This is a genomic window from Agreia sp. (assembly GCF_964263775.1).
Lineage (GTDB): Bacteria > Actinomycetota > Actinomycetes > Actinomycetales > Microbacteriaceae > Agreia.
Genome location: NZ_CAXVWM010000004.1, coordinates 1 through 18,142, shown reverse-complemented (window position 1 = coordinate 18,142; position 18,142 = coordinate 1). Strand labels below are relative to the sequence as shown.

Here is an 18,142-nt window from a genome sequence, read left to right as displayed (position 1 = left end):
CACCCGCGGGCTTTATCTCGACAAGGGTTCGTTGGTTCTGGATGCTCCGGTGGCCGAAGTTCTCGCACGGTATGCGACCGACTACCCCGTGGCCGCAGCCCCGAAACCGCGCACCTAGAAGTCGAACCCGCCTCCGAAGTCGCCACCGCCGAAGTCGCCACCGCCGAAGTCGCCGAATCCGCCACCATCCGCTCCAGACGCGTCCGCGCCTGATGCGTCTGCACCCGACGCATCGCTGCCGCCGGCATCCTCCCCAGAGCCGTCCTGGCCCGAGGCATCGGCCCCGCCGGTCTCCGATCCGCCGAGGTCGGGAAGGAAAGCCTGGGCGAGTGTGCTGCCGATCACGATGCCGGCAACGCTGCCGAGTAGCGAACCCGCGAACATGGACCCCATCCCGGATCCGAACCCGGCCTGTGCGGGACCCCCGAGGGATCTCTCGAGCGTTCCTGGATTGCGCAGCTCGGACCTCGTCGCGGCCTGCGCCAACGCCGGAGCTCCTGCATCGCGCGGCGCCTCGCCCTGGGGCGCCTCGGCACTCAACTGCGTGAAGACCTGGGCGCGCTGGTCGGCAGTCAGACGGGAGAATGCTTCCTCGTGAACCTGTTCGATCGTCTCGGGCGGCGCTGTGCGCAGAAGGTAGCGATACCGCTCGATCGCGATGTCGTCGTCGGAGCGGCTGTCGGACGCCGCATCCCTCACTGTGCCAGGTGGTGTGCCGTAATCGGGTGCCGAGTGCGATTCGAAGCGTGGAGTCTGTTCGGGTTCACGCCCGAGGAGTTTGTCGAGGAAGCCCATGGGAGGTCCTTTCTGACGGTCGGGTTCCCATCCTCCCGAGTCAGGCTGTGGCGCACCTGTGTCCGCGCGGAACAGGATAATGGAGGGTGATGAGAACGCGCGACACCGCAACCACCTCCCGTGCGATGCCCTGGTTATTACTGGTGGCCGTCGTCTTCTTCGCAATCAACCTTCGTGGGCCGATCGTCGCGATCGCCCCGGTGATCGGCCAGATCCGCCACGATCTCGGCCTGTCTGCAGCCACCGCCGGTCTCCTTACAAGCCTCCCCGTGCTCTGCTTCGCTTTGGCGACGCCTGTTGCGGCGGCCCTGATCGGTCGCGCGGGGCCGGAGCGCGCCGTGTACATCTCGCTGACGGGCATCCTCGTCGGCACCCTGATCAGGGCGCAGGGTGGATTCGCCGTGGCTGTGATCGGAACGCTCGTGATAGGCATCGCCATCACGATCGGCAACGTTGTCGTTCCCGTCGTTGTGCGGCGAGACTTTCCCGCGGCCCGGGTCGGCATCGTCACGGGCGTCTACACCGCGGCGCTCAACGTCGGCGCCATGGTCACCTCCCTCGCAACTGCTCCCCTGGCCGAGTGGCTGGGCTGGCGGGCGGCGATAACGGCGTGGGCCGTGTTGGTCGTTGTTGCGATCGTCGCGTGGGGCCAGGCCACCGGATGGCGCCGGTCGCTTCTCGCAGACCGCACGACGACGACCGTCAGCTCGGGGGCCGCACCGCCGCATCGGGCGTCGTACCGAAGCCTCACCGCATGGCTTTTGACGCTCGCGTTCGGTGGGCAGGCATTCTCGTACTACGCAATCACGACGTGGCTGCCGACTATCTTGCACGAGGTGCGGGGCCTCGACGACAAGTCCGCCGGTGCCAGCTCGTCGATTTTCCAGATTCTCGCCGTGGTCGGCGCGCTGGGCGTGCCTCTTCTGGCGAACCGCTGGCGGCCCGGCTCCGTGGTCGGCCTCGTCGGCCTGCTCTGGTTGGCGATGCCGCTCGGTCTTCTCCTCGCCCCGCAGCTGTGGCCACTGTGGTCGGTGGTCGGCGGCGCAGCCCAGGGTGGCGGTATCACGATCGTCTTCATCATCATCGTGCGCATGTCGAGAAGCGACGACCAAGCCAGGGGCATGTCCGCCTTCGTGCAGGGGGGCGGGTATCTGCTGGCAGCCACCGGACCGTCGGTCGTGGGTGCGGTGCACGAGGCGACCGGCGGCTGGTCTGCCCCGCTCATCGTGGTGACGGCATCCGTTCTGGTTCTTCTCGTCACGGGCGTGACGGCGGCCGCCCGGGTCGAATCCCGCCACCCGTGACGCCATGCATGCCTCATGCGATCGAGAATCCTGCGGCCGACTCCTTGACCGGTGAGTTCTCCTTTGAAAGTATGACCGCATGAGCCTCTTCATCACGTGCCCTGTCGATAGCGTCGAGCGCGCGACGGACTTCTACACCGACCTCGGCTGGACGGCCAACGCCGACATGTCCGGTAACGACGTGTCATGCTTCGCATTCGCCCCAGAGCAGTACGTCATGCTCACCAGCCGCGAGATGTACGCCAGCGTCGGCGGAATCGATGAGCTGGTCGGCGGACCCGGCACCCCGTCGAAGGTCACTGTCTCCTTCGACCTGGGCAGCCGTGAGGCGGTCGACGAGCTCGCCGAACGCGCCAGGGCCGCCGGTGGCCGGGTCGGTGACATCGACGACTACCCCTTCATGTACCAACGGCAGTTCGACGACCTCGACGGCTACCACTACTCGCCGTTCTGGATGAAGCCGGACGCCGATTCAACCGCGTGAGCGGCCTCGCCGCGGCCACGCGAACGATTCAGCGAGCGGTCGGCGGCAGGAGGATCGCGTCGTCGACGAGCAGACGAACGAGCGGCACCAGTTCTGCCGACAGCGCCTGGGCGTCGACCGAGAGCAGCTGGGCGAGAGCAGCGCAGATGGCCGCGATGCTGAGTTCGCCGTCACAGGCTCCGACGAGTGCCGCGAGCCCGGTGTCGATGGGGGTCTGGCGGCCGAATCCGCCACCCTGCCTCAGAATCATGGCCGTCGGATCGTCGTCGCCGGGCCAGTAGTGCCGTTCCACCGTGACATCGGATGCGACGACGAGCGTCGACGCCGCAAGTTCGGCATCGCTGCGGCTCGCCTCCCAGTCGCGTCCGTCGAGGCAGTCGGCGAGGTGCGCGCCGAGACCCGAGCCAGAACCACCCAGCGGGCCGTGCAGCTGCTCGAGACGGCGAAGCGGAGCTTCCGATATCGGCGGCTGAGCCGCATCCGGTCTACGCAGCGTCACGTAGCCGAATCCGACCCGTTCGACGCCGCGATGCTCGAAATCGTTCAGCCACGCGCCGTAGAGCCGGTCGAACTCGGACGTCGCGGGTGTGGTTCCGCCGTCGCGGATCCAGGTCTCGGCGTACTCGTCGATGTGCTGCACGTCGCGCTCGATGATCCATGCGTCGAGCGTCTGATCGGCCGCTTCGTCGAGCCAGTCGTTCACCCGGTCGAGACCCGCACGATCGCGGGTGTACTCCCAATTGCCGAGAAACTGGGCCAGGCCACCGGGATTCAGGAACTCGACCGCGTGCTGCACGACGTGCTGCACCAGCGCGTCGCCGACCAGCCCTCCGTCGCGGTATTCATAGCTCGGAACCCCCTCGGCTCGGGGGGTGATCACGAAGGGCGGGTTGGAGACGATCTGGTCGAACGACTCGTCGGCGACGGGTTCGAACAGGCTTCCGAGACGGAATTCGATGTTCTCGAAGCCGTTGAGCTCGGCGTTCACCGCGGCGATGTCGAGGGCGCGGGCTGATATGTCTGTTGCCACGACCCGGCGTGCGTGGCGTGCCGCGTGCATCGCCTGGATGCCGCATCCGGTGCCCAGATCGAGGGCACTGTCGACGGGGCGCTGCACCATGAGGCCACTCAGGGTGAGCGAGGCGCCGCCGACTCCGAGCACGTGGTCTTCGCCGACGGCGTGGCCGAGCGACAATTCCCCGAGATCGCTCATGATCCACCAGCTGCCCACCCCGAGCTGGTCGAGAAAGCTGTAGGGGCGCAGGTCGGCCGTGGGCCGCACGCTCTCGTCATGCTCGTCGACGGATGAGATGAGGCGCAGCTCTGCCGCTCCTCGGATGCCCAGGCTCGGCAGGGCGTCGGAGAGTTGCCCCGGCGACACGGGCAGGCCGAGCACGAATAGTTCTGCGAGGGTCGCCGTCGGGGTCGAATGACCGAGGGTGCGCCTGAGCCGGGCGAGGGCCCGCAGGGCGGGAACGCGCTGGTTGCGGTGCAACGCCGCGTCGGCATCCGGACCCCAGAGCCCGGAGAGGGCCGAAACGGTGAAACCCGCTGCGGTGAGATCAAAACGAAGGGCCGCGATGAGGTCGCGCTGGGGATGAGTCACCTCCTTATTCAATCCCACCTGCGCTGCCCCGGCTGCCCTGTCAGACTGATCGGGTGAGCACCCGCATCGTGATCATGGCCGACACCCACCTGCCCAGGCGGGCGAAGAAGCTACCTCGCGCCCTCTGGGCGGCGATCGAGGGCGCCGACGTGGTTCTGCACGCCGGCGACTGGGTCGACGAGCTGACCCTCGACGAGCTGCAGCACAGGTCACGGCGCCTCGTGGGCGTGTACGGAAACAACGACGGTGACGGGCTGCGATCGCGGTTGCCCGAAACCGCGCGGTTCGACGTCGAGGGCGTCCGCTTCGCGATGATCCATGAGACGGGCCCTGCAGCCGGTCGAGACGAGCGGATGGGCCGGAAGTTCACTGGGACGGACGTTCTCGTCTTCGGCCACAGTCACATCCCGTGGAACAGCACGGCCGCCGGCGGCCTGCGCCTGCTCAACCCGGGCTCGCCTACGGATCGTCGGCGCCAGCCCCGGTGCACGTACATCACGGCCGTCGCCGATGGCGGCGAACTCCGCGACATCGAGCTGCACCCCGTCGACCGGGACCCGGCATGACCTCGTCGCCCGTTCTTTTTCTCATCGATGCATCCGGCATCCGCCGCGCCGACCCCAGCGAGCCTCAGCTGATGGTGACCGACTGGGGAGCGACTCGGGGTGACGGCATCTTCGAGAGCATCAGCGTGATCGAGGGCCGGATGCCTCCGCTCGACGCCCGCTTCGACCGGCTCGAGGCGTCCGCCGCCGACCTCGACCTGCCCGTGCTCGCGCGCTCGACGTGGACGGAGGCGCTTGCGCAGGCGATCGCCACGCACGACCCGGTCGAGCGGCTCGCCGTCACGCTCGTCATGACGAGGGGGGTCGAGGGTGGGGGCGACTCGCCCACCTCGTGGCTGCTCGCCCGTCCTGCCCGCGATTTCTCCGACATCCGGCGCATCGGGGTCTCGGTTGTCACGCTCGACCGGGGTTACGCGAGCGATGTTGCGGCGGGCGCGCCCTGGCTCCTGCTGGGAGCCAAGCACTTGTCGTACGCCACGAATGCGGCAGCCATTCGCGAGGCATCCCGACGCGGTGCCGATGACGTGATCTTCACGTCGAGCGATGGGCTCGCACTCGAAGGCCCCACATCGAGTCTCGTCGTGCGACGGGGCGACCTCGTCGAGAGCCCCGGCGCCGAGACGGGGATCCTGGCCGGCACGACCCAGGCGACCGCTTTCCGTTTCTTCGAGTCGCGGGGCCTCCGAACGCGCTTCGCGCCCATCCGCGCCCGCGACCTCGCCGACTGCGACGCCATCTGGCTCGTGTCGAGCGTGCGTCAGGCGGTTGCCGTGCACACGCTCGACGCGCATCCCATGCCCGTCGACGACGATCTGACGCGCGCCCTCAACGATTGGCTGGGCTCGGTCACGCGGGCCGAGTGAGCAGGCCGTGCCCGTGAATTCAGCGGATCGGTGTAACGGCGGCTTCTCTCGACCAACGTCGGAGGTCAGAGCGCGCGCAGCTTCTCGAGCAGTGGTTCGGCGACCTCGTCGAGGAACCGCTGCTGCAGCTCGTCGCCGACCTGCACGATCGCCAGGTCTGTGAAACCGGCGTCGAGGAACGGCCGGGCGCTCTCGGCGAGTTCGTCGAGGTCGGGTCCGCAGGCGATCTGCTCGGCCACGTCTTCTGGTCGCACGAATTGGCTGGCGCCTTCGAAGCCGGCCGGCGTCGGCAGGTCGGAGTTCACCGCCCAGCCGCCCGCGAACCAGCGGAACTGCTCGTGTGCCCGGGCAATGGCATCCTGCTTGTCTGGTGCCCAACTGATAGGGATCTGCCCGATCGAGCGGGAGGGCGCGGCCCCTGACCGAGCCGCGGACCAGCCGGAGATCAGCTCGGCCGACGGCTCCGTGGCGATGAGATGGTCGCCGAGGGGCGCGAACCTCTCGATGGATTTCTCGCCCGACACGGCGATGCCGATAGGAACACCCCCTGCGGGCACGTCCCAGATGCGCGCGGAGTCGATTCGGAAGTATTCGCCCTCCCAGGTGACGAGGTCGCCCGAGTGCAGTTGGCGGATGATCGTGACCGCCTCTTCGAGCATGTCCTGCCGGGGCGCCACAGACGGCCATCCCTCGCCGACCACATGCTCGTTGAGATTCTCTCCCGATCCGAGTCCGAGGATGAACCGTCCGTCGCTGAGAAGCTGCATCGTCGCCGCCTTCTGCGCGATCACGGCCGGGTGGTAGCGCATTGTCGGACACGTGACGTAGGTCGCGATCTCGACCCGCTCGGTGGCCTGGGCGACGGCGCCGAGCACCGACCAGGCATAGGGCGCGTGCCCCTGCTCGGTTATCCAGGGCGAGTAGTGATCGCTCGAGACCTCGAAGTCGAATCCCGCTCGCTCAGCGTCGACCGCGTAGCCCACGAGCTCCTTCGGGCCGCTCTGCTCTGTCATGAGGGTGTAGCCGAAGCGTTTCATCGTCTCTGCCTTTCTCGTCTGTTCTTTCCACGCTACGAGGCGACTGCGCGGCATCGTCAGGGGTTGCCCTGCCTGTGACGGTGTGCTGGACGATCGGAGTAGCGTGCTCGCATGCCCCATGCCGGTTCTCCTCTGCCATTCGTCGATCCGCTCGTGACCGCGCCGGAGATGACCCGCCTGCGACGGCTCCTGCCGTCGGCCCTGGATGTCGCGGGGTTGGCTTCGCGCAGCATCGCGGATTTCGCCGGTGCGATCAACGCGCATCTCGTTGCATCCAGACGCGCGCCCCTCGCATGGGTCCTGGATGCCGACCGCATCGCCGCTGCATACGGCAGCGACCGGCTGCTGCGACAGCACGGCGCAGAAGTCCAGCTGTTCGCCGAGCTCTCGGGCTTTTTCCGCGCACGCGACGGGTGGATCAGAACGCACGCGAACTACCCGCACCACCGGCGACGCCTCTGCCTGGCCGCCGGCCTCGACGAGACGGCGACCGCCACGGAGTTCGCCGCGGCGGTCGAGGTCCTCGACGCGAGCGCCATCGAGGAGGCGGCGTGGTCTGTCGGAGCCCTGGCCGTGCGGGTTCGCGAGCCCGGCGAATGGGCTGCGCCCGCGAGCGTCGTATGCAGCGAAGCGCTCACCGGCCAGCGCGACGCTCCAGCACGGCCGCGCGACGTGCCACCACGGCCGCGCGACGTACCACGACGGCCGCGCGTCGATCGCACGGCGCCGCTCGCCGGCATCCGGGTTCTCGATCTCACGCGTGTGATCGCGGGGCCCGTCGCCACTCGCAGCCTCGCCCTGCTCGGGGCCGATGTGCTGCGGGTCGACCCGCCGTTCATGCCCGAGATCGCGCTGCAGCATGTCGACACGGGTCAGGGCAAGAGGTCGACGCTCATCGACGGTACGAGCCCGACCGGGCGGGCGACGCTCGACGCCCTCGTGGCCGAGGCCGATGTTCTCATCAGCGGATACCGCCCGGGCGCGATCGACAGCGTCGGGCTCACGCTCCCGCCGGGCCTGGTGCATGCGACAGTGGATGCCTGGGGCGACGTCGATGGATGGCGCACCCGCCGCGGATTCGACAGCCTGGTGCAGGCGGTCACCGGAATCTCGATGATCGAATCGAAGTCCGGCGACCTCGGGTATGCCATTCCGGGCGCCCTGCCGGTTCAGGCCCTCGACCACTCGGCGGGGTACCGGCTCGCCGCGGAGGTCGTACGCGCCCTGACCCGTCGGCTCGACGATCCATCCGGGAGACGCATCTCCGTCTCGCTCGCGGGCGTAGCCTCCGAGCTCCTGTCCGGCGATCAAACGGGGGGCGCCTCTGAACGGGCCGCCTTGTCGGGCGACGTCGTCGTCACACACAACGACTACACGACGGCGCGACCCGCCTTCGCAGAATTCGCCGACTACGCGTCACCCGCGCATCCGCTCGGAGCCGACGCGCCCGAATGGACATGAGCCCTCCCGCGAGCCTCGGAGCTGGGCGGGATGCGGCTTGCTAGCGTCGAGCAGATGAACAACGACGACCGCTACGGCTCCGATGTGCTGGCCGACTTCTCCCGGCGCCCCGCGAAGATAGACCTGCCGGTCGTCGAGGCGGTCAGCGACCTCGTTCTCGAAGACGTGGCCAGCGATTTCTGCGGGTCGGTCGTGCGCGTCGAGGGACGGATGCTCGAACTGGAGGATCGCAGGGGCCGGCGCCGCATGTTCCCCCTCGGCCCCGGATTTCTCCTCGAGGGCACGCCCGTCGCCGTACGCGCGCCGCGAACGAAGCAGACCGGGCTAGGCCGCACGGCATCCGGTTCGATCGCCGGCCCGCAGCAACGCGCCCGGGTGGCCCGCGCCAGCCGCATCTTCGTCGAGGGTAGACACGACGCCGAGCTCGTCGAGAAGGTCTGGGGATCGGACCTGCGCTCGGAAGGCGTCGTCGTCGAGTACCTCGAGGGCGTCGACCACCTCGAAGCGGTTCTCGCGGAGTTCCGGCCCGGCCCGGGCCGCCGGGTGGGCGTACTCGTCGATCACCTGGTTCCGAACTCCAAGGAGAGTCGCATCGCCGACAGGGTCGCCCGCGGCCCGCACGGGGCCACCGTGATGGTCGTGGGCCACCCCTAAGTCGACGTGTGGCAGTCGGTTAAGCCCACGCGACTCGGTCTCACCGAGTGGCCGGTCATCCCCCGCTCGATCGAGTGGAAGCATGGAATCTGCGAGGCGTTCGGATGGCCGCACGCCGAGCAGGCCGACATCGCGCGCGCCTGGCAGCGCATCCTGGCTCGTGTGTCGACCTACGCCGACCTCGAGCCGCAACTGCTCGGCCGGGTCGAGCAGCTCCTCGACTTCGTCACGGCCGAGTAGCGCCGGGGCTCACCAGCCGAGCGTGCCCGGCGCTCCCTTGAAGGGCCCGACGACGCGCGACGTGATCCAGCCCCCGTAGAAGTCGCCCTCCTGGGGCGCGACGGTCTCACCGTCGACGGTGCAGGCATCCATCGCCCCCGGGTACACGGCGACTCGATCTCGCAGCTCGTCGAAGCCCGCGGTCGGCGTGGGGTAGAACCAGCCCGCGCCCGGTGCGACCGCACCGCCGCCGCGCAGCGTGACGTACTTCGCCGATCCCTTGAACTCGCAGAACGAGCTCCCGGTCGCCGCGCTCAGGACCCCTTCGGCGAAATCGGATCGGGGCACGTAGTAGACGGGCGGGTGACTCGTCTCGAGAACGCGGACCGCATCGACGCTGTCTGCGATGACGACACCGCCCAGGGTTATGCGGATGCGTTCGGTCGATTTCTCGACGCGGGGCGGGCGTGGGTAGTCCCACACCGACTCCTGGCCGTCGGCGGGAATCTGCGCGTGCGGGGGTCGGGTATCAATGTATCGAAACTACGCTCTTCCGGGTACGGATCGTAGGATGGTGCCCCCACCGACCGAACGAAGGATCATCAGTGGCGAAGAAGCAGAAGCAGCTCGGCGAAGCGCAACCCGGCCCCACGATCTACGACCCCGACCTGCACCCCCAGTTCACTCGTGGAATAGACGGCCTGCTCAGCGTGCACCGGCCCGTGGTGATCGCGCACATCCGATCGATCCGCCGTATGCACCCGAATGCGTCGCCCGAGCAGATCATCCGCATCCTCGAAGCGCGCTACCTCGCCGCCGTCACGACGGGTGGAGCCGCGGTGGGTGCGAGCGCGGTCATCCCGGGCATCGGCGTCGGCGTCTCTCTCGCGCTCACCGGGGTCGAGACGGCCGGCTTCCTCGAGGCCAGCGCCCTGTTCGCGCAGTCCATCACCGAGGTCCACGGCATCGCGGTCGACGATCCCGATCGGGCGCGCACGCTTGTCATGTCGATGATGATGGGCTCGGCGGGAGCCGACCTCGTGAAACAGCTGGCCGGCCAGGTCACCGGTACAGGGGCGCCACGGAGCCAGTACTGGGGCACGCTGGTCACCCGAAACCTTCCCCAGTTCGCCATCGGACCGATAGCCGATCGACTCAGGACGACCTTCCTCAAGCATCTCGCCGCTCGCACGGGTGCCGGTGCCGTCGGTCGCCTTGTGCCCTTCGGCGTGGGCGCGGTCATCGGCGGAACCGGAAACCACATCCTCGGGCGCAAGGTCGTGCACAGCGCCCGCACCGCATTCGGGCCTCCCCCGCCGTTCTTCCCCGCCAGCCTCGAGCCGAAGGTGGTCGTGCCTCGCGAGAAGACGGCGTCCACGCAGAACGAACTGACACCGGCGAAACCGTCTCGGCTCCCCCGCATGCTCACGCGCTCCCGCACGAAATCCGATCCCGTGGTGCACGCACCGGATGCGCCGGGCTCGGTCTGGCCGGACGTGCGGATCTGATTACCGCGCGTATCGAAACGAAGCCGCTCGGACAATCGCTCGGAAGTGCTCCCAATTCTGTGTCGCCTGCGCTACTCGCACACCAATATGACGGATTGCTGAGAGCCGACTGCTAGACTGGGTGAAGTTACCGATTCGTTACACCAGGCCGAAGCGAGGTGAGAGCACTGTTCGATCGATTCATCACCGAGGTAGCGCCGATCAGCACCGAGCTGGCCGACACCGGTGTGGCGTTCGTTCCCATGCTCGTCGCCGCCGCGGTCGTCTTGGTGGTGACCGGCGCCGCGGTCGTGCTGGTGCGCATGCGACTTGCTCGCGTGGACCGCTGACGCCAGTCGATCGCTGACGCCAGCTGATCGCCGCGCCAACCGACGCCTCCACGAGAGGACTGATGCTTCGCTCAGAGCGACTCCTCGATCACGGGCTCGTGGTCGTCGGCCGGGCCGTCGTCGGCGTGAAGCGCCGCATTTCTTCGCCAGTCGGCCATGAGGCCGTCGACGGCCTCAGAGAACTTGCGAGTCGAGGCACCGGGCGTCGTGTCGCCGAAGTAGCGCTCGACCCAGAATGCGAGGCGAGTCTCGGCTTCGGGATCGTGGTCGAGGGCATCCATGCGTGACACGATGTCGGCGGCCTCATCGGCGTCGAGCCACTCGGCCTCGAAAAGATAACCGCTCGAGTCGATGTCGGCCAGGGCATTTGCGGGCCGCGTCACGAGAAGCGGCTTTCCGCTGGCGAGCCGGTCGTAGACCATCGCCGAGATATCGACGATCGCCAGGTCCGCCGCAGCGAGCTGCCACCCGAGCTGCGGACCGTCGTCGAACACATGCTGCGCACGCGGGTCTGCCGCGTTGGCCTGGGCGATCATCGTGATGATCTGCCGGTTCGCCGCAGCATAGCCCGCATCGACGACGCCACTCCGCGGATGCGGACGGTAGATCACGCGGTGCTCACCGGTCGCCAAAAGAGCCGACACCAGAGTGACGCCGTGCGTCGCAATCGACCCGTAGGCGGCCGATGGCCGATCGCCCTCCCACGTCGGCGCGTACAGCACCACGCGACGCTCATCGGGCACATACGGCACGGGCCCCGAATAGTGATCTGCCTGCGGTCGCCCGATCCGGATGGCGCGCGTGTCGAAGTCGTAATCCCACAAGACGCGATTCAGCCGAGCGACGGCGGCCTCGCCCGCGACCATGCTGTAGTCGTAGGCCTTGAACTGGTTGGTCGTCATATACATCTTGTCGCTCTCACCATGGTTGATGAAAACGTGCCAGCGGCGCCCGTAGCGCATCATCTGGAAGTTGCGGGTGTTCTGGTTCACATAGAAGACGATCTTGAGCGGTTGCTCTTCGATCAGCTGTTCGAGGTCGACGACCTTGCGCACGTACGCCACGGGAATCGGCGATTCGTCGAGAAGGGCGTTCATGGCAGAGGGATTGCGGCTGAGGATGACCACGGGCCAGGTCTTGGCCAGCTCGGCCAACGGTTCGTACCACTGGCGTAGCTGGTAGAGGTTCACGTCGCCGTCGGCGAAGTACACGCCGATCTCGAACGTGTCGGGTGCGAAAGACGGCCGTCGAGAGAGCTTGCGGGCGAGCTCTCCGCGCGTGCGCCGCGACTTCAGGAGGTCGAGTCCGACCTTGAGTCCGAGCCTGGCGTCACGAAGAATTCCCACGATTTCAAGGGTACTCAGGCTCTGCCGGGGGCCGGACACCGGCGTCGTTCCGGTAGTCAATCGTGATGAACGGGCGGCATGCGTCCACACGCGTCGGAGCGCACGGTTGCTAGACGATCGGCGGCCGCCCGGCCATGGTCATCCGCAGCACCGTGCGCCACCGCATCGGTCGGCGTTCGCCGGCGTCTTCGCGCCAGCCTGCCAGCCAGCCGCCGAACCAGGCGTTGAGAGCCGCGGGCCGACGAGCCCAGCGAAGAATCTGGATGCCGGTCCACGAGCCCACATAGATCGGCACGAGAATCGCGGGCAGGTTGCGCTTGGCCAGCCAGACGCGGTTGCGCGCGTTGAGCCGGTAGTAGTACGAGTGGCGCGTGGGTTCGATCGCCGGATGGTTCGCGACGAGGTCTCCTGCATACCAGGTGACGAGGCCCTCGTTCCAGACGCGCCACGCCAGCTCGATGCCCTCGTGGGCGTAGAAGAACGGGGCCGCCCATCCGCCTGTTGCATCGAAGACGTCGCGCGGCAGCAACACCGCGCCCTCCCACACCGAGAAGACGGGCGACGACACGCTCGGGTCGCCCTTGCGGATGCGCGGAGTCCAGCGACGGGGATTCGCCAGGCCCAGCGGGTCGATCACCCGGGGCTGCACGAGGCCGATGCGCGGGTCGGCCCGGATGATGCCGATCGCGTCGATCACGAACGTGGGCGACGGGATGCTCGCGTCGTCGTCGAGAAAGAAGATGAAGTCGCCGGAGACGGCGCTCACGCCGGCGTTCCGGCCCGCGGGAATGCCGAGGTTCTCGGCGAGCGCCAGGGATGCGACGCCGTCGGGCAACCCCGTCGGCGCCCAGCCGTTTCCGACGCACACGACGTCGAGTACGACTCCCGTCTGGGCGAGAATCGACTCGAGGCCCCGCCGAAGATCATCGGGTCGCGTGCCCTGGGTCAGCACGACGACGCCGACGCGGGGACTGATCTCGTCGACTATGAGCGCACCCGCTTCGAGGCCATGATCGCGACGAAGTGGCCCACGAGGGCCAGCACGGCAAGTGGGAGCAGGGCTCCGAGCAGAATGCGGTCGGCGAGGGGGCCGCCGATGAAGAGTCCGAGAATCGCGAACGCGAACGCGAACATGGTGAGCTCGACCGAATGATAGAGGCGGTGGAACGGCACGAACCGCGCCAGCCTGCGCAGCCGGGCGACAAGACGCTGAGAGGGCTCGGACTCGCCCTGCTTGTCGGCGAGCTTGCTGAGGCCGGCATTCGCCCGCGCCACGTGCACCATGTCGTTGAGCGCCTTATTGAGCACGATCACGAGGGCCAGCGCGAAGCCGAGCGTCGTCCAGAGGTAGTCGGCCGGGGCGTCGAAGGGAAAGCCGGCTGCACGGATGCCCAGGGCGATCGGGATCAGCGACTCGGTCGTGTAGTGGCCCACCTTGTCGAGAAAGACGCCTGCGGGCGACGAGGTGCGCCGCCATCGGGCGACCTCGCCGTCGCAGCAGTCGACGAGCATCTGCAGTTGACCCAGAACCAGGGCGAGGAACGCGCCGCCGATTCCGGGAATCAGCAGCGCGGCCGCCGTCGACCATCCGACCAGGATCATCAGGCCCGTGACGCCGTTAGCCGAGATCGACGTCTTCAGTAGGAACCAGGTGAGGTAGGGAGAGATGTTGCGTAGATAGAGCGACGCGGTCCAGTGCTCGGCATTGCGGCGGCCCCGAACCTCGGGGGGCTGAGCGACCGCGCGCAGCTCGGCGATCGAGGACGGGCGTCCTCGCGTTGGCGTCGGTGACACGGTTACCTTCCGGTGTGCGCGGTGATGTTGCTCGTGAGCTTCAAGAACCCCAGAATGAAGCCCGTTCCCCAACTGAAGTGAATGCACGGCAAGACTACGAGAAACCATGCACCCGTGCGAATGCCGCGACGAGCGACGACGCCGATCGACGCCACGACGACGAGCAGCAGGTAGAGGATCGGAAAGATGAACAGCGCGGTGAAGATCCACGAGATCACGAGCGCGGGGCCCTGGGCGTTGCCGATGAGTCCGAAGTAGCCGAAGCAGCCCAGCAGCAGACCGAGCACCACGCTCAGCACGGCCACGGGCGGGGCGAAGTACTTGAGGGCGTTCGAACTGAAGAACCGTCGCGCCAGGTCGCCTCGCCACAGCCCGGTCGAGAAGAACTGCCGGGCGAGCGTCTCGAGCGACGGCCGCGGTCGGTAGATCACGGTGAGCTCCGGGGTGAACCACACGACTCCCCCGGCCTCGCGCAGGCGTCGGTTCAGCTCCCAGTCCTGGCCGCGGCGTATCTCCTCGTCGAATAGGCCGACGCGCTGGAGCCACTCGCGACGGAAGACTCCGAGGTAGACCGTCTCGGCCGGTCCCTCGTCGCCCCCGAGGTGATGCTGGCCGCCGCCGAGTCCGATCGCCGACCCGTACGCCGTGGCGACCGCGTTCTCGAACGGTGTGGTGCCCTCGGCCTGCATGATGCCGCCCACGTTGGCGGCGTTCGTGCGCGCCATCGTTTCGACGGCGATGCGCGTGTAGTCGGCCGGAAGCACGGAGTGGGCGTCGACGCGCACCACGATCGGGTTGTGTGACGCGGTGATGGCCACGTTCAATCCGCTGGGGGTCGAGCCCGTGGGATTGTCGATGACCTGGATGCGCGGGTCGACCCGGGAGAGACGCTCGAGAAGTTCGGCGGTTCCGTCGATGCTGGGACCGAGCGCGACGATCACGTCGAACGGGCCGCGGTAGTCCTGCGCGAGCAGGCTGTCGATCGCGGCTTCGACGTGGGTGACCTCGTTGAGCACCGGCATGACGTAGGAGACGCCGGGCAGGGAACTCGCGGGGGTGTTGGGGGTCATGGCATCCACTCGTTGTAGTTCGGGTGCCAGTCGCACGCGGTGGTTCGATGTCGCTGCGCCGACGCTGGCCGATCGAGCCTATCGCAGGGCCGAGCGCCGGCATCCGTTCGGCGATCGCGCCCAGCACGCAGCGATCCCCGAGCAGCCGAAGCTGCCCGGGGATCGCTGATCAGTCGATCGCCTACTGGGTGAGCTCTCCGAGCGTCACGTCGATGTCCTGGGTCTTGCCGTCTCGGTAGACCGAGAGCGTTGCATCCGAGCCGGCCGCGAGGCTGCGCACCTGCGCGGTAAGATCGGTCGCGCTGGCGACGGGGATGCCGTCGAACGCGGTGATGACGTCGCCCGACTTGATGCCCGCCTTCTCCGCGGCGCCGCCCGCCGAGACCTCTTGCACGAGTGCTCCGGCGGTGACGCTGGCGAGCTCCTCATCCGAACTGGCGTCGGCGACGGATGCTCCGAGCAGTCCGTGACTTCCCGCGCCATCTGTGATGATCTCCTCCGCGATCCGCTGCGCGAGCGAGGCTGGAATGGAGAAGCCGACCCCGATGGATCCCGACTGGCTCTCGGCGCTGGTCGAGCCCGCGCTGGCGATCGCGACGTTGATTCCGATGAGTTCGCCCTGGTCGTTCAGCAGCGCACCACCCGAATTTCCGGGGTTGATTGCCGCGTCGGTCTGGATGACCGCGAGCGAGATGCTCGACGTGGGCTGCGTTTGAGTCTGCGACTGCGAGCCGTCCTGGCCCGGAATGTCGAAGTTCCAGAAGTCGTAGGGGTTCTGCTGGCTGCCGTCGCCCGAGTCGCCGTTGTCATCGGGGGCCGTCGAGTCTGTGTCGTCTCCCTGCGGAGCCGCGGAGGAAGCGACGGTGATCGCCCGATTGAGCGCGCTGACGATGCCGGTGGTGACCGTGCCAGACAGGCCGAGCGGTGCGCCGATCGCGACCACGGAGTCTCCGACGTTGAGCTTGGTCGAGTCGCCCCAGGTGATGGGGGTGAGATCGCTGGCCTTGTCGAGCTTGACCACGGCAAGGTCTGCGACGGGGTCGGTGCCGACGAGCGTGCCAGTGAAGAGGCGGCCGTCGTTCGTGGTGACCTGAATGGTCGGGTTGGCCGTGGCCCCGTCGAGGGTGACGACGTGAGTGTTGGTGAGAATGTAGCCGTCCTCCGACAGGATGACGCCCGAGCCCGTGCCTCCCGACGATCCATCGTTGACCGAGATCGTGACGACCGACGGTGACGCCTTGGCGGCGACGGCAGTCGCAAGCGTTGCATCGTCGGCGTTGTTCACCGTGATGGTCTGCGGGCCGGTCGCGCTGGTGTTCGTGGCCTGCTGGTTCTGGCTGATGGCCCACGCGCTGATTCCGGCTCCGGATGCTCCGCCCACGAGGGCCGCGACGGCTAGGGCCGCGATCAGCACGGGTCCGCCGCGGCGCTTCGAGGCGCGGGTGCCCGAGGTCTCGGCGCCGGCGACGGGCGGCTGCTGCGGTGGTTGTCCGAACGCGCCGTTGCCGTAGTTGCTCGGCGCCGCAGCGTACGCAAGCGTCGGCTGCGACGCCTGGGGGGCCTGCGAGTATCCGGGCGTGTAGGGCTGGGGGGCGGCTGACTGGGGCGCAGCCGGCTGAGGCGCGGTCGGCTCCGGTGCGGTCGGTTGGGTGTGGGTCTCAGCGGGAACGCTGGGCGCGTAATGGGGGAAGGCGGGGGCGTTCTGAGTGGCGGCAGGGCTCGAACCGGTGTTCGTCGTGTCGTCGCGGTCAGTGCCCTCGGCTGCCGCCGGGTCGATCGGGTTGTCGGTGTTCTCAGACAATGGGTGCTCCTTCCAAGCTCGATAAGCATCGCCATCGAAGCTGGATGTTGTCTATGCGTGGGCTGAAAACGAACTGCCGTATCCCTCGGGCGAGGCTTGGAGTTCGCGAACCGCTCGACCTCGCGCTCGTGTGCGCAGAATTCAGCAGCCCGGCGAGGCACGACGTCGGCCGCAGTCGTCGGCTACCAGCACCGTCTTCGCCGCCTTCGCCGATGCTGTCAGCGGCGGTGATGTCGACGGCACCGTTCCGGCCAACGGCAGCCAATTCCCGACTCCGATCCGGTACTCGGCCGAGTACAGGATGGTGAGCGAGATGGAGTATTCGCCGGGGCGGTCATATATGTGGCTGGTCGCCGTCTCGGAGAACTCGGCGACGCCGAGGGCGGCCCAGGTCGCCCCTCCTGTTGCACTCGTCGTCGACGATCCGTCTCCGTATTGCCACGTGAACGAGACCGGGGTGAACCGCACCTCTGCCGGGGTTCCCAGCAGAGTGGTCGAGACGACCGACGGCGTGACGTCGGCGAAGAAATTCGTCGGAAGGCCCACGACCATCCAGCCCTTCGGCTCCATCCCCTGCATTCCGACCGCGGGCACGAGATGAGCGACCTCCCTGGTCGTCACCGTCGGAGCGGCCGTCGGCGCATCGGCGAGAACGCGTCGCTGTTCGGCGCAGAGCTCGACGGATGCGGCAAGGCAGGGAACCTCGACCGCACCGTCTGCCCCACCCCCGGATTCGCTGCCACCCGCCGAGTCACCGTCGCCGCCCTGGCCTTGTCCTCCGCCACCCCCGTGAGTGCTCCCGACCCCGACGTCGACCCCACCACCAGAAACCTCCCCGCACCCTCCGGTGTACTGGTCCTCCGCGGAGCAACTAATGGCATACGCGGGCGTCGTGCTCGCGAAGAGCAGGACGAGTGCCAGTGCGAGTATGAAAAATGCCCGGCTCGCGGTCAGCAAAAATTCTCTCCGGCCCATAGGTCTTTTTTCGAGATTCGGAGCACATGATCACCTGACATCTCCGCCGTAATCTGCCAAGGAGACCTGGCAATTCGGTCCGCCTTCACAAGGGACGTTCCAGATGCATTTACGAGGTCAGTCTGAGAGACATCGTCGCAGACGTAGAACGAGACATGACTCTCAGACGCTTGCTGAACGCTGACCGAATCAAATGCTGTCGCACCCACCAGACGCAGCCCGCCGTCTCGGAAATCGCGAGCGTCGCTAAAGAACTTTTCCAGAGCCTTGGATTCGGCTACGACACTTACACGCTCCGGCTCTACACCGCCTTCCGACAGCACGAGATCG

At 67.6% G+C, this 18,142-nt stretch carries 18 protein-coding genes and 1 pseudogene; 8 read left to right on the top strand and 11 right to left on the bottom strand.

Annotated features, from left to right (window positions below):
• Positions 1–114: 114 nt before the first annotated feature.
• Complete coding sequence (locus tag ACE5CZ_RS00325; protein ID WP_374945360.1) at positions 115–795, bottom strand: hypothetical protein; 681 nt, start codon at positions 793–795, stop codon at positions 115–117.
• 89 nt (positions 796–884) lie between these two features.
• On the opposite strand from ACE5CZ_RS00325, the gene ACE5CZ_RS00320 reads away from it, so the two are divergent.
• On the top strand, positions 885–2,099 hold the full coding sequence (locus tag ACE5CZ_RS00320) for a CynX/NimT family MFS transporter (RefSeq protein WP_374945359.1): 1,215 nt from the start codon (positions 885–887) through the stop codon (positions 2,097–2,099).
• Positions 2,100–2,178: 79 nt separating this feature from the next.
• Positions 2,179–2,583, top strand: a complete 405-nt coding sequence (locus ACE5CZ_RS00315; protein ID WP_374945358.1) for a VOC family protein — start codon at positions 2,179–2,181, stop codon at positions 2,581–2,583.
• A 28-nt stretch (positions 2,584–2,611) separates the two neighbouring features.
• On the opposite strand, the gene ACE5CZ_RS00310 is transcribed toward ACE5CZ_RS00315, so the two are convergent.
• Positions 2,612–4,189, bottom strand: coding sequence for a methyltransferase (locus ACE5CZ_RS00310; protein ID WP_374945357.1), 1,578 nt, complete (start codon positions 4,187–4,189; stop codon positions 2,612–2,614).
• A 53-nt stretch (positions 4,190–4,242) separates the two neighbouring features.
• Between ACE5CZ_RS00310 and ACE5CZ_RS00305 the strand changes: the two genes are divergently transcribed.
• Together ACE5CZ_RS00305 and ACE5CZ_RS00300 are read left to right on the top strand one after the other, a co-directional pair.
• Entirely contained in the window at positions 4,243–4,755 is a 513-nt protein-coding gene (locus ACE5CZ_RS00305; RefSeq protein ID WP_374945356.1) for a metallophosphoesterase family protein, read from the top strand.
• Complete coding sequence (locus tag ACE5CZ_RS00300; protein WP_374945355.1) at positions 4,752–5,618, top strand: aminotransferase class IV; 867 nt, start codon at positions 4,752–4,754, stop codon at positions 5,616–5,618. Before ACE5CZ_RS00305 ends, ACE5CZ_RS00300 begins: the two co-directional genes overlap by 4 nt.
• A 65-nt stretch (positions 5,619–5,683) precedes the next feature.
• Here the strand turns inward: ACE5CZ_RS00300 and ACE5CZ_RS00295 are convergent, their stop codons facing one another.
• Positions 5,684–6,655 carry an LLM class F420-dependent oxidoreductase gene (locus ACE5CZ_RS00295; protein WP_374945354.1) on the bottom strand — a complete coding sequence of 324 codons (972 nt, stop codon included), beginning with the start codon at positions 6,653–6,655 and terminating at the stop codon, positions 5,684–5,686.
• A 111-nt stretch (positions 6,656–6,766) separates the two neighbouring features.
• Between ACE5CZ_RS00295 and ACE5CZ_RS00290 the strand changes: the two genes are divergently transcribed.
• Positions 6,767–8,116, top strand: coding sequence for a CoA transferase (locus ACE5CZ_RS00290; RefSeq protein WP_374945353.1), 1,350 nt, complete (start codon positions 6,767–6,769; stop codon positions 8,114–8,116).
• 54 nt (positions 8,117–8,170) lie between these two features.
• Positions 8,171–9,010: pseudogene (locus ACE5CZ_RS00285) on the top strand (DUF3097 domain-containing protein).
• Between the two features lie 9 nt (positions 9,011–9,019).
• Here the strand turns inward: ACE5CZ_RS00285 and ACE5CZ_RS00280 are convergent.
• A complete protein-coding gene (locus ACE5CZ_RS00280; protein ID WP_374945352.1) occupies positions 9,020–9,472 on the bottom strand; it encodes a DUF427 domain-containing protein in 453 nt (150 codons plus the stop codon).
• Positions 9,473–9,594: 122 nt separating this feature from the next.
• Here ACE5CZ_RS00280 and ACE5CZ_RS00275 point away from each other — a divergent pair, with 122 nt between their 5' ends.
• Both ACE5CZ_RS00275 and ACE5CZ_RS00270 read left to right on the top strand, forming a co-directional pair.
• A complete protein-coding gene (locus ACE5CZ_RS00275; RefSeq protein WP_374945351.1) occupies positions 9,595–10,497 on the top strand; it encodes a hypothetical protein in 903 nt (300 codons plus the stop codon).
• A gap of 158 nt (positions 10,498–10,655) precedes the next feature.
• A complete protein-coding gene (locus ACE5CZ_RS00270) occupies positions 10,656–10,826 on the top strand; it encodes a hypothetical protein (protein ID WP_374945350.1) in 171 nt (56 codons plus the stop codon).
• A gap of 71 nt (positions 10,827–10,897) precedes the next feature.
• Here the strand turns inward: ACE5CZ_RS00270 and ACE5CZ_RS00265 are convergent, their stop codons facing one another.
• The 7 genes from ACE5CZ_RS00265 to ACE5CZ_RS00235 all read right to left on the bottom strand — a co-directional run.
• Positions 10,898–12,172: a hypothetical protein gene (locus ACE5CZ_RS00265; protein WP_374945349.1), complete on the bottom strand. Its 1,275-nt coding sequence runs from the start codon at positions 12,170–12,172 to the stop codon at positions 10,898–10,900.
• Between the two features lie 109 nt (positions 12,173–12,281).
• Entirely contained in the window at positions 12,282–13,124 is an 843-nt protein-coding gene (locus tag ACE5CZ_RS00260) for a glycosyltransferase family 2 protein (protein WP_374945348.1), read from the bottom strand.
• Positions 13,125–13,156: 32 nt separating this feature from the next.
• Positions 13,157–13,966 carry a CDP-alcohol phosphatidyltransferase family protein gene (locus tag ACE5CZ_RS00255; protein WP_374945347.1) on the bottom strand — a complete coding sequence of 270 codons (810 nt, stop codon included), beginning with the start codon at positions 13,964–13,966 and terminating at the stop codon, positions 13,157–13,159.
• Between the two features lie 2 nt (positions 13,967–13,968).
• Positions 13,969–15,036, bottom strand: a complete 1,068-nt coding sequence (locus ACE5CZ_RS00250) for a glycosyltransferase family 2 protein (protein WP_374945346.1) — start codon at positions 15,034–15,036, stop codon at positions 13,969–13,971.
• 181 nt (positions 15,037–15,217) lie between these two features.
• Complete coding sequence (locus tag ACE5CZ_RS00245) at positions 15,218–16,837, bottom strand: trypsin-like peptidase domain-containing protein (protein WP_374945345.1); 1,620 nt, start codon at positions 16,835–16,837, stop codon at positions 15,218–15,220.
• 141 nt (positions 16,838–16,978) lie between these two features.
• Complete coding sequence (locus ACE5CZ_RS00240) at positions 16,979–17,812, bottom strand: PKD domain-containing protein (RefSeq protein WP_374945344.1); 834 nt, start codon at positions 17,810–17,812, stop codon at positions 16,979–16,981.
• The coding region (locus ACE5CZ_RS00235) for a hypothetical protein (RefSeq protein WP_374945343.1) at positions 17,788–18,142 on the bottom strand (355 nt) is incomplete at its 5' end. The genes ACE5CZ_RS00235 and ACE5CZ_RS00240, both read right to left, overlap by 25 nt.

Bases quoted from the DNA above. Each gene is read 5' to 3' on its own strand.
- ACE5CZ_RS00325 (WP_374945360.1), bottom strand. From the start codon at position 795: ATGGGCTTCCTCGACAAACTCCTCGGGCGTGAACCCGAACAGACTCCA.
- ACE5CZ_RS00320 (WP_374945359.1), top strand. From the start codon at position 885: ATGAGAACGCGCGACACCGCAACCACCTCCCGTGCGATGCCCTGGTTA.
- ACE5CZ_RS00315 (WP_374945358.1), top strand. From the start codon at position 2,179: ATGAGCCTCTTCATCACGTGCCCTGTCGATAGCGTCGAGCGCGCGACG.
- ACE5CZ_RS00300 (WP_374945355.1), top strand. From the start codon at position 4,752: ATGACCTCGTCGCCCGTTCTTTTTCTCATCGATGCATCCGGCATCCGC.
- ACE5CZ_RS00295 (WP_374945354.1), bottom strand. From the start codon at position 6,655: ATGAAACGCTTCGGCTACACCCTCATGACAGAGCAGAGCGGCCCGAAG.
- ACE5CZ_RS00290 (WP_374945353.1), top strand. From the start codon at position 6,767: ATGCCCCATGCCGGTTCTCCTCTGCCATTCGTCGATCCGCTCGTGACC.
- ACE5CZ_RS00250 (WP_374945346.1), bottom strand. From the start codon at position 15,036: ATGACCCCCAACACCCCCGCGAGTTCCCTGCCCGGCGTCTCCTACGTC.
- ACE5CZ_RS00240 (WP_374945344.1), bottom strand. From the start codon at position 17,812: ATGGGCCGGAGAGAATTTTTGCTGACCGCGAGCCGGGCATTTTTCATA.